Annotated in this window: 8 protein-coding genes and 3 tRNA genes; 4 read left to right on the forward strand and 7 right to left on the reverse strand. The window is 60.9% G+C overall.

Features of this window, described 5'->3' with window-relative positions; translation table 11 throughout:
• Positions 1-148: 148 nt before the first annotated feature.
• From GSM73_RS19570 to rluD, 6 genes are all read right to left on the reverse strand, one after another.
• Positions 149-224: transfer RNA gene (locus tag GSM73_RS19570), tRNA-Lys, on the reverse strand.
• Positions 225-229: 5 nt separating this feature from the next.
• Positions 230-306, reverse strand: a tRNA-Pro gene (locus GSM73_RS19575).
• A 7-nt stretch (positions 307-313) separates the two neighbouring features.
• Positions 314-389: transfer RNA gene (locus GSM73_RS19580), tRNA-Asn, on the reverse strand.
• 316 nt (positions 390-705) lie between these two features.
• Positions 706-3,270, reverse strand: a complete 2,565-nt coding sequence (gene clpB, locus GSM73_RS19585; RefSeq protein ID WP_047229871.1) for an ATP-dependent chaperone ClpB — start codon at positions 3,268-3,270, stop codon at positions 706-708.
• Positions 3,271-3,400: 130 nt separating this feature from the next.
• Positions 3,401-4,126, reverse strand: a complete 726-nt coding sequence (gene pgeF, locus GSM73_RS19590) for a peptidoglycan editing factor PgeF (protein ID WP_160893593.1) — start codon at positions 4,124-4,126, stop codon at positions 3,401-3,403.
• Positions 4,123-5,085, reverse strand: a complete 963-nt coding sequence (gene rluD / locus GSM73_RS19595; protein ID WP_047229873.1) for a 23S rRNA pseudouridine(1911/1915/1917) synthase RluD — start codon at positions 5,083-5,085, stop codon at positions 4,123-4,125. Before rluD ends, pgeF begins: the two co-directional genes overlap by 4 nt.
• A 151-nt stretch (positions 5,086-5,236) precedes the next feature.
• Between rluD and GSM73_RS19600 the strand changes: the two genes are divergently transcribed.
• From GSM73_RS19600 to GSM73_RS19615, 4 genes are all read left to right on the forward strand, one after another.
• Entirely contained in the window at positions 5,237-6,253 is a 1,017-nt protein-coding gene (locus tag GSM73_RS19600; protein WP_047229874.1) for an outer membrane protein assembly factor BamD, read from the forward strand.
• A 123-nt stretch (positions 6,254-6,376) separates the two neighbouring features.
• Positions 6,377-6,610 carry a PP0621 family protein gene (locus GSM73_RS19605; protein WP_047229875.1) on the forward strand — a complete coding sequence of 78 codons (234 nt, stop codon included), beginning with the start codon at positions 6,377-6,379 and terminating at the stop codon, positions 6,608-6,610.
• Positions 6,600-8,192, forward strand: a complete 1,593-nt coding sequence (locus GSM73_RS19610; protein ID WP_160893595.1) for a nitrogen regulation protein NR(II) — start codon at positions 6,600-6,602, stop codon at positions 8,190-8,192. The genes GSM73_RS19605 and GSM73_RS19610 overlap by 11 nt, the downstream gene beginning before the upstream one ends.
• The gene (locus tag GSM73_RS19615) at positions 8,189-9,535 is read left to right on the forward strand and encodes a sigma-54 dependent transcriptional regulator (protein WP_076386371.1); all 1,347 of its coding nucleotides are present in this window, start codon (positions 8,189-8,191) and stop codon (positions 9,533-9,535) included. Before GSM73_RS19610 ends, GSM73_RS19615 begins: the two co-directional genes overlap by 4 nt.
• Before the next feature lie 96 nt (positions 9,536-9,631).
• Here GSM73_RS19615 and GSM73_RS19620 read toward each other — a convergent pair whose 3' ends face one another.
• The gene (locus GSM73_RS19620) at positions 9,632-9,997 is read right to left on the reverse strand and encodes a DUF6124 family protein (protein ID WP_139051190.1); all 366 of its coding nucleotides are present in this window, start codon (positions 9,995-9,997) and stop codon (positions 9,632-9,634) included.
• Positions 9,998-10,805: the final 808 nt, after the last annotated feature.

The following is a 10,805-nucleotide window of genomic DNA, read 5'->3' on the forward strand; positions in this document are numbered from 1 at the left end:
CTCCTGACATCCTGCTCCCAAAGCAGGCGCGCTACCGGACTGCGCTATACCCCGGTAAAAAAAAGGCGACCTTCGCAAGTCGCCTTCCTCGATCAGCGCTTTTGGCCTCTGATCTTAAGATTCGATTCCAGCAAACTGGTTTCAAAAATGGTGGGTCGTGTGGGATTCGAACCTACGACCAATTGGTTAAAAGCCAACTGCTCTACCAACTGAGCTAACGACCCAAAAATGGTCGGGGTAAGGGGATTCGAACTCCTGACATCCTGCTCCCAAAGCAGGCGCGCTACCGGACTGCGCTATACCCCGATTGAAATGGCTCCGTGACCAGGACTCGAACCTGGGACCCAATGATTAACAGTCATTTGCTCTACCGACTGAGCTATCACGGAACTGATATTTCAAGTTACTGCTATTTGAAGCTACAACATTGAAGCCAGCTTCAACCTCTTCTACCCGTTCGCATCGCTGCGTTCGTGTGTCTGAGGCGCGCTATTCTACAATCTTAAAAACCTCTGTCAACCCCTTAAATTGCTTTCAAGACAATGATTTGCAACTTATTTCGGGTTGCTTCTCACAGAGAAGTGGCCCTTGGGGGTGACGTACTGCGGGGCGCACTTTACAAGCCTTTTCCTTTGAGTTCAACGGCCTGATGAAAAAAATGGCCTCGCAGTGCGAGGCCATTCCAATCACCCGATCCGCAGGCTTTCAGTTGAAGACGATTTCGTCGTTCTCCACCGTGCCGGTCACGGTTTCGCCCGGCATGAAGCGCCCGGACAGAATCAACTGTGCCAGCGGGTTTTCGATCCAGCGCTGGATGGCACGTTTGAGTGGCCGCGCGCCATAGACCGGGTCGTAACCCACCGCGATCAGCTTATCCAGTGCCTCGTCACTCAATTGCAGCTTCAGCTCGCGCTCGGTCAGGCGGCTGCGCAGACGTCCCAGCTGGATCTCGGTGATGCCCGCGATCTGATCACGAGCCAGCGGCTCGAAGATCACCACTTCGTCCACCCGGTTGATGAACTCCGGTCGGAAGTGAGTGGAGATTGCATCCATCACCGCCGCGCGTTGCGCCTCGCGATCACCCACCAGCTCCTGGATCTGCGCCGAGCCCAGGTTGGAGGTCATCACGATCACGGTATTGCGGAAGTCCACCGTGCGTCCGTGGCTGTCGGTCAAACGACCATCCTCCAGCACTTGCAGCAGGATGTTGAACACATCCGGGTGGGCCTTCTCGACTTCATCGAGCAGGATCACCGAGTACGGCTTGCGTCGCACAGCCTCGGTCAGGTAACCGCCCTCTTCATAGCCGACATAGCCCGGTGGTGCGCCGATCAGCCGCGCCACGGAATGTTTCTCCATGAACTCGGACATGTCGATGCGCACCATGGCCTCTTCGGTGTCGAAGAGAAACTCGGCCAGCGCCTTGCACAGCTCGGTTTTACCGACACCGGTCGGGCCGAGGAACATGAACGAGCCACTCGGACGGTTAGGGTCCGACAGCCCGGCTCGAGACCGGCGCACGGCGTTGGAAACCGCCACTACCGCTTCTTCCTGACCGATCACGCGCTGGTGCAGCAGGCTTTCCATCTTCAGCAGTTTGTCGCGCTCGCCTTCGAGCATTTTCGACACCGGAATGCCGGTCCACTTGGACACCACTTCGGCAATTTCTTCTTCGGTGACCTTGCTGCGCAGCAACTGGTTTTCGCTCTTGCCGTGCTGGTCGACCATTTGCAGACTGCGCTCCAGATCCGGGATCACCCCATACTGCAGCTCGGCCATGCGGTTGAGGTCGCCTTTACGGCGGGCCGCTTCCAGTTCCTGGCGGGACTGTTCGATCTTTTGCTGGATCTGCGCCGAGCCCTGGACTTCGGCTTTCTCCGAATTCCAGATTTCCTCGAGATCGGAATACTCGCGCTCGTGGCGAACGATCTCTTCCTGCAACCTTTCCAGGCGTTTCTTCGCCGCTTCGTCGCTTTCTTTCTTCAAGGCCTGGGATTCGACCTTGAGTTGAATCAGGCGCCGCTCCAGACGATCCAGCACTTCCGGTTTGGAATCGATTTCCATGCGGATGCGGCTGGCGGCTTCGTCGATCAGGTCAATGGCCTTGTCCGGCAACTGACGGTCGGTGATGTAGCGATGGCTGAGCTTGGCCGCCGCAATGATCGCGCCATCGGTAATCGCCACCTTGTGGTGAACCTCATAGCGTTCTTTAAGGCCACGCAGGATGGCAATGGTGTCTTCTTCGCTGGGCTCTTCCACCAGCACTTTCTGGAAACGCCGCTCCAGCGCCGCGTCCTTCTCTATGTATTGGCGGTACTCGTTGAGCGTTGTCGCGCCTACGCAGTGCAACTCACCACGGGCCAGCGCAGGCTTGAGCATGTTGCCGGCGTCCATCGAGCCTTCGCCCTTGCCCGCGCCGACCATGGTGTGCAATTCGTCGATGAACAGAATGATCTGCCCTTCCTGCTTGGACAATTCATTGAGCAAGGCTTTGAGCCGCTCTTCGAACTCGCCGCGGTACTTGGCACCGGCGATCAACGAACCCATGTCCAGGGACAACAGTCGCTTGCCCTTGAGGCCATCCGGCACTTCGCCATTGATGATGCGCTGGGCCAGGCCTTCGGCGATGGCGGTTTTACCCACGCCAGGCTCACCGATCAGCACCGGGTTATTCTTGGTGCGACGCTGCAGCACCTGGATTGTGCGGCGGATTTCGTCGTCACGGCCGATCACCGGGTCAAGCTTGCCTTCCTCGGCACGCTTGGTCAGGTCGACGGTGTATTTGTCCAGCGCCTGGCGGGACTCCTCGTGGTTGGCGTCGTTTACCGCTTCGCCGCCACGCAGGTTGTTGATGGCATTTTCCAGGGCCTTCTTGCTCACGCCCTGGCCGAGCAACAGCTTGCCCAGCTTGCTGTTCTCGTCCATGGCGGCAAGCAGCACCAACTCACTGGAGATGAACTGATCGCCCTTCTGCTGGGCCAGGCGGTCGGCCTGGTTGAGCAGGCGCGCCAGATCCTGGGACATGTTCACGTCCCCTGTCGGATTCTGGATCTTGGGTAGCTGGTCGAGCTCTTTGGCCAGCTCTTTACGCAGGCTGCTCACGTCAAAGCCCACCTGCATCAGCAGTGGCTTGATGGAGCCGCCCTGCTGCTCGAGCATGGCTTGCATCAGATGCGCCGGCTCAATGCCGGGATGGTCCAGGCCGACAGCCAATGACTGGGCATCGGACAGGGCCAATTGCAACTTACTGGTTAAACGGTCAATACGCATGGGTCACCTTCCTTTTGAGCAGGCCGGACCTTAAAAACATCCTGAATGAAGAAACCTGCCAGATACCGCTATAGATGTGGACGATTCTGGAAGATTCAAGCAGTGCGCTATTGATACAGATCAGAGAAGTCTAGCGGTCGAGCCAGATCAGGGAGGCGAAGCGACCGGTACGCGAGTTGCGCCGATAGGAAAAGAAGCGTGGGTCGGTCACCGTGCACTGGCCGCCACCATAGACCGCCGTGACACCGCGCGCCGCCAGCCGTTGGCGGGCCAGTGCATAAATATCGGCCAGGAACTTGCCGGCAGTGTCGCCAGGCACGAAGGCGTCTGCCGCCCTAGGCAGTTGCGCCATGAACGCTTCACGCACCTCTGGCCCCACTTCAAAGGCTTGCGGACCGATGGCCGGGCCGAGCCAGGCGAGGATTTCGTCGGCCGGGACCTGGAGACTGTCGAGAGTCGCTTCCAGCACGCCGTTGGCCAGCCCGCGCCAACCGGCATGGGCTGCCGCGACGCGAGTGCCGGCACGGTTGCAGAACAGCACCGGCAGGCAGTCCGCCGTCATCGCCGTGCAGGCGATACCCGGTGTGGCGGTCCAGCTGGCATCGGCGATGGCCACCTGAGCCGGATCAGCCTCGACCACGGTAATACCGTGGATCTGCTGCAACCAGGCCGGACGGATGGCAAATCGATCGGTGAGGCGGCGACGGTTCTCAGCGACGGCCGTGGGCTCATCGCCCACATGGTCGCCCAGGTTGAGGCTGTCGAACGGCGCCAGGCTGACGCCGCCAGTACGGGTAGTGACGCAGGCCTTTACCCAGGCCGGTGCGGGCCAGTCGGGTATCAGCCAGTCATTCATCCGATGAACGCCTCGCGGTCCTGCTTGAGCAACGTCAGCAGCCAGACGAAGTCATCCGGCAGCGGCGATTCCCAGCTCATGCGCTTGCCGGTGGTCGGATGATCCAGCTCCAGGAAACGTGCATGCAGCGCCTGGCGCGGGAAGTTTTTCAACGACTCGACCATGGTGATGCTCGCGGCCGGCGGAATGCGGAAACGTCCGCCATAGGCCGGATCGCCCACCAACGGGAAGTTGATGTGGGCCATGTGCACGCGGATCTGGTGGGTACGACCGGTTTCCAGCTTGACTCGCACATGCGTGTGGGAACGGAAACGCTCCAGCACACGGTAGTGGCTGACCGCCTGCTTGCCGCCTTCCATCACCGCCATGCGCTGGCGCTGCTGGCCGTGACGGCCGATGGGGGCGTTGATCTTGCCACCGGCGGTGACCACGCCGATCACGATGCATTCATAAATGCGGCTGACGCTGCGACTTTGCAGCTGTGTGACCAGTTGTGTCTGCGCCTGAATGGTCTTGGCCACCACCATCAGACCGGTGGTGTCCTTGTCCAGGCGGTGCACGATACCCGCGCGGGGCACGTTGACGATGTCCGGCACGTGGTGCAACAAGGCGTTGAGCAGGGTGCCATCGGCATGACCGGCGGCCGGATGCACCACCAGGCCCGCAGGCTTGTTGATCACCAGGATGTCGTCGTCTTCATAGACGATGTCCAGGGCAATGTCCTGGGCGACCCATTCTCCCTGGGCCTCCTGCTCGGCAGTCAGTTCGAGGATGGCGCCACCATGGACGATGTCGCGCGGGCGGATCACCGCCCCATCCACAGTCAGGCGGCCGTCCTTGATCCAGGCGGAAAGGCGCGAGCGCGAGTGCTCGGCGAAGAGTTGTGCGGCGACTTGATCGAGGCGTTGGCCGCCCAATTCGGACGGCACCTCTGCGCGAAGTTCTATTTTATCGGACATGCTCGGACTAGGCGTCGGCACAGCCTTTGGTTTCGGCTGCGCGCTTGTGGTTAAATACGGCGTCTTTTGCCCCGAGGCTTCTCAACGGGGCGCTCATCATAACAGGACGGCCCCGCCCAAGACAGCGGCCGTCATAGGGACGCAAGCCGCCATGCAAGTGAAACACCTGCTGCTGATCGCCATCCTCGCATTGACTGCTGCTTGCTCGTCGAAGGAAGTCGTAGACGAAAACCTGAGCGAAGTCGAACTGTACCAACAGGCGCAGACCGACCTGGACAACAACAGCTATACCAGCGCCACGGCCAAGCTCAAGGCCCTGGAGTCGCGGTATCCGTTTGGTCGCTATGCCGATCAGGCCCAGCTGGAGCTGATCTACGCCAACTACAAGAACGCCGAGCCGGAAGCTGCGAAATCCGCCGCCGAGCGCTTCATTCGTCTGCATCCGCAGCACCCGAACGTCGATTACGCTTACTACCTCAAGGGCCTGACCTCCTTCGACCAGGACGTCGGCCTGCTGGCGCGCTTCCTGCCGCTGGACATGACCAAGCGGGACCCGGGCGCCGCGCGCGACTCCTACAACGAGTTCGCCCAGCTGACCAGCCGTTTCCCCAACAGCCGTTATTCGCCGGACGCCAAGCAGCGCATGATCTACCTGCGCAACCTGCTGGCCGCCTACGAAATCCACGTGGCTGACTACTACCTGACCCGTCAGGCCTACGTCGCTGCCGCCAACCGTGGCCGCTACGTGGTGGAAAACTTCCAGGAAACCCCCTCGGTGGGCGACGGCCTGGCAGTGATGACCGAAGCCTACCAGCGCCTGCACCTGGACGACCTGGCCGCCACCAGCCTGGAAACCCTCAAGCTCAACTACCCGGATCACCCGTCCCTGGAGGATGGTCAGTTCACTCCACGAGTTGACGAGGCCGACAACCGTTCGTGGCTGAGCAAGGCGACCCTGGGCCTGATCGAATCCCGTCCACCTCTGCCGCCGGGCGAAACCCGCGCCAACCAGGACGTTCAGCGCCAGTTCCAGGATGCCAAGGAAGCCATTCCAAACGAGCTCAAGCCCAAGGACGAAAATGGCGACGTGCTCGAAGAAGAAGAGCCTGAGAGCGAATCCAGCGATCGCTCCTGGTTCAGCTACATGACCTTCGGCCTGTTCGACTGAGGCCAGGTGCCAGCAAAAGGGAGGCCCGCGGGTCTCCCTTTTTTGTGCCTGGATTTTATAGCGCTGTGCGCCGTTCCTGTCCTTGGCTAAACTGCCTGATCATTAGCCAAAAAGCCGCCCATCATGCTTCGTTTACTGTTCTGGATCGCCCTGATTGCCGCCGCGATATGGTTGTGGCGCAAGTTCAAGGGGACCTCTGCCGCGCCGAACTCCCCTCGGGAACAGGACGCACCACCCATGGTCCGTTGCGCCCATTGCGGCGTGCACCTGCCGCGAGATCGGGCACTGGCCCTCGAACAACAGTGGTATTGCAGCCAGGCTCACCTCGAGCAAGGCCCGGGCACTCGTGACCGCTGAGCAAGCCTCAAGCCCTCGCGTCAAACAGGCGCAGCGCCTGCTGCGTCTCTATCACCTGTACCGTCTAAGCATCGGCATCACCCTGGTGCTGCTGATCTCCAGCAACATGGACAACCGCCTGCTGGAGTTCGCCAACGACGATTTGCTGCGCAGCGGCAGCTGGTTGTACCTGGTGCTGAATATCCTGCTGGTGGTGTTTCTTGAAAATACCCGCCGCCCAGCCCGGCTGTTCGGCCTGGCTCTGACCGACGTGCTGTTGTTGTCGTGGCTGTTCTACGCTGCCGGCGGCGCCCCCAGCGCCATCGGCAACCTGCTCATCGTCTCGGTGGCCATCGGCAATACGTTGTTGCGAGGCCGAATCGGCCTGTTGATTGCCGCTGTCGCTACGCTGGGCATCGTCGGGTCGAGCTTCTTCCTTGACCTCAGCGATTCGAGCCGTCCCAGCAGTTATCTGCAGGCCGGTACCCTGGGGGCCTTGTGTTTTGCCGCCGCGCTGCTGGTGCAAGGCCTGACCCGACGCCTGGAAGCCAGTGAAATCCTCGCCGAACAACGGGCCAGCGAAGTAGTCGGTCTGGAAGCGCTCAACGCACTGATCCTGCAACGCATGCGCACCGGCATCCTGGTGCTCGATCGCCAGCGCCGGGTGCAATTGGCTAACGAAAGCGCATTGAACCTGTTGGGCATGCACGACCTGGTCGGCCAGCGGCTCGACGACTGCTCCGGCGCCCTGGTGGAGCGGCTACAGCTGTGGTTGAACAACCCCAGCCTGCGTCCGCAAAGCCTGACCATTAACGGCACCGGCCTGACCTTGCAACCGAGTTTCATTGCCCTGGGGCATCACGATCAGCATCAGATCCTGGTCTTCCTCGAAGACCTGGCCCAAGTGGCCCAGCACGCCCAGCAGTTGAAACTCGCCTCCCTGGGGCGCCTCACCGCCGGTATCGCCCATGAAATCCGCAACCCGTTGGGGGCGATCAGCCATGCGGCGCAATTGCTGCGCGAGTCCGAGGAACTGAACGACGCAGATCGGCGTCTGACGCAGATCATCCAGGATCACTCCCAACGAATGAACCGCGTCATTGAAAACGTCCTGCAACTGTCCCGCCGCCAGCAGACCACGCCGCAGCGCCTGGATCTGCGGATCTGGCTCGACCAGTTCGTCCGACAGGCCCGGGAAAACGCGGCTGGGCATCAGCACTTGCACCTGAGCATCGACCCGGGTGACTACCTCACGCTGATGGACCCCGATCAGTTGACCCAGGTGCTCGACAACCTCCTGCGCAACGCCTGGCGTCACAGCGCGATGGCCCATGAAGAGGCCGAGGTCTGGCTGAAGCTGTTCATCGATCCCCACAGCCAGCTGTCCACGCTGGACATTATCGACAACGGCCCCGGCGTGACACCGGACCAGCAAGCGCATTTGTTCGAACCTTTCTTCACCACCAGCAGCCAGGGCACCGGCCTTGGGCTCTATCTGTCCCGTGAGCTGTGCGAAAGCAACCAGGCCCGCCTAGACTTCAAACCACGCCAAGGCGGCGGCTGCTTTCGCATCACTTTTGCTCACGGACGGAAACAGATTTGACTACGCGCTCACGGCAACGAATCCTGATCGTCGATGACGAACCGGACATCCGCGAACTCCTGGACATTACCCTGGGCCGGATGAAACTCGACACCCGCAGCGCCGAGAACCTTGCCCAGGCCCGGGCCCTGCTGGCTGAAGACACCTTTGACCTGTGCCTGACCGACATGCGCCTGCCCGACGGCACTGGCCTGGAGCTGGTGCAACATATCCAGCAACGCTACCCGCAATTGCCCGTGGCAATGATCACCGCCTACGGGAGCCTGGAAACCGCCATCGACGCCCTCAAGGCCGGCGCCTTCGACTTCCTGACCAAACCGGTCGACCTGGGTCGGCTGCGTGAGCTGGTCACCAGCGCATTACGCCTGCCGTCGGTCGCCATCCCGGCGGCGTCCATCGAGCGCTGTCTGCTGGGCGATTCCCCGCCGATGCACAACGTCCGCAAACAGATCGAAAAACTCGCTCGCAGTCAGGCGCCGGTCTACATCAGCGGGGAATCGGGTTGCGGCAAGGAACTGGTCGCCCGGTTGATCCATGAGCAAGGCCCGCGTTCCGCCCAGCGTTTTGTGCCGGTCAACTGTGGGGCGATTCCCACGGAGCTGATGGAAAGCGAGTTTTTCGGCCATCGAAAAGGCAGCTTCAGCGGCGCCATCGAAGACAAACCCGGACTGTTCCAGGCCGCCCACGGCGGGACCTTGTTCCTTGACGAAGTGGCCGACCTGCCCCTGGCGATGCAAGTCAAATTGCTGCGCGCCATCCAGGAAAAAGCCGTGCGGGCCGTTGGTGGCCAGCAGGAAGAAGTGGTGGATGTACGAATTCTTTGCGCCACCCACAAGGACCTGGACGCCGAAGTCACCGCCGGGCGCTTTCGCCAGGACCTGTACTATCGACTCAACGTCATCGAACTGCGCGTCCCGCCGCTGCGCGAACGCCGCGAAGACATCGAATCGCTCGCCAATCACACCCTCCAGCGCCTGGCCGCCAACACCGGCAGCCCCGCGGTCAAGCTCCATCCCCAAGCCCTGGACGCCCTTCGAAACTACCGCTTCCCGGGCAATGTTCGGGAACTGGAAAACATGCTCGAACGCGCCTACACCCTTTGCGAGCACCAGTTGATCGAAGCCCACGACCTGCGCCTGGCCGAGGGCATCAGCACCACCGACGCAGGCAGCCCCGACCTGATGCGGGTCGATAACCTGGAAGACTATCTGGAGGACGTCGAACGCAAACTCATCCTCCAGGCTTTGGAGGAAACCCGCTGGAACCGCACGGCGGCGGCCCAGCGGTTGAAGTTGTCGTTTCGGTCGATGCGGTATCGGTTGAAGAAGTTGGGGTTGGATTGAGGCGCGGTCCTGAAGCCCCCTACTTAACCTGTGGCGAGGGAGCTTGCTCCCTCGCCACAGGTTCGGCGTTCGCCTTGGCTGATTTGCACCCCTTCTCTAGCCCTCCGGCACTGGTACCCGTTCGTCCAGAACACGATTGGCCAGTAATTCACTCAACTCAATCAACTGCTGTACCCCCAAGGCGATATGCCGTCGCGAGCCTTCAAGCTCGAAGGCCAGGTCGCTGACGGTTGCGTTGGCTGAGGCCAGGGTTTCGCTGAGGTTGGCGAGGAGGCATTCGGTGTCGATGCCGTCCACGACGGTGAATAGCTGGTTTGAGGCGGGTTTCTTTTTGGCTTCGGGCTTTGGGCCGAGGTAATAGTCGAGGGCGCGCTTGGCGGCTTCATCAAGCTGTTTTGGGTTAAGGCTGGAGTATGGGGACTCGTTATTGGTTTCTGAAGCGGATGGAGATTTGTCACACATTGCGGTACTCCAAAGGAAGGAATGGATTACCAAGTTTGCGGGCCGCGACGCCCGGTCGCTGAATTGGCAGCGACGGGAAAAGGTTAACGAGAGACCTTCCCACCCGGCAACCGCCAGAACTCGTCGGAAAATTCGGCTCGAATTAGGGGCCTTGTCCGACCATTCCCACAAATTCTGGTTGGCTGTGAAGGCGCTATTGTGAGTGTGTATATCCATTTCTGCGGTAACGGCTACTTAGGGTTCCGCCCTTACGGCGGGTCACTTTTGAACAGCGCAAAAGTAAGCAAAACGCTTCTGCCCCACCACTCGGCACCTCGCTTAGGCTCGGTGTGCCCTCACTCCGGCATTGCTCCGTGGGCCCGCCGCGAAGGGCCATCCATGGCCCAGCGCGGCTATCCCGGCATCCATGCCGGGATGCCCACTCCACAATGCCTGCGTTCGGCCAGCGTGGTTAACGGGGCGCCGAAATCAACGTCCACCGCGAGGCGGCCTGACAGCCGGCCTGGTTTTGGGCGAACGCGTTTCTCCTGTGGGAGCGAGCCTGCTCGCGATAGCGGCACCTCGGTTGCATCGAGGGTGGATGGGCTGACATCGCGAGCAGGCTCGCTCCCACACTGGGATAGGGCTACGCCCGCAAGAAACAGGTCGGCTGTCAGACCGCTTTCGCGAGCAAGCTTTGCTCCCACAGGTCCGGCTCAACAGATCCGATGGGTGTACACCCGCAAAAAACAGGCCGGCTGTCAGGCCGCCTCGCTTTTGATTTTGATCTGGGGCGCCCCGTTAACCACGCTGGCCGAACGCAGGTATT

This window comes from Pseudomonas sp. PICF6 (genome assembly GCF_009831705.1).
In the GTDB taxonomy this organism is placed as follows: Bacteria; Pseudomonadota; Gammaproteobacteria; order Pseudomonadales; family Pseudomonadaceae; genus Aquipseudomonas; species Aquipseudomonas rhizophila.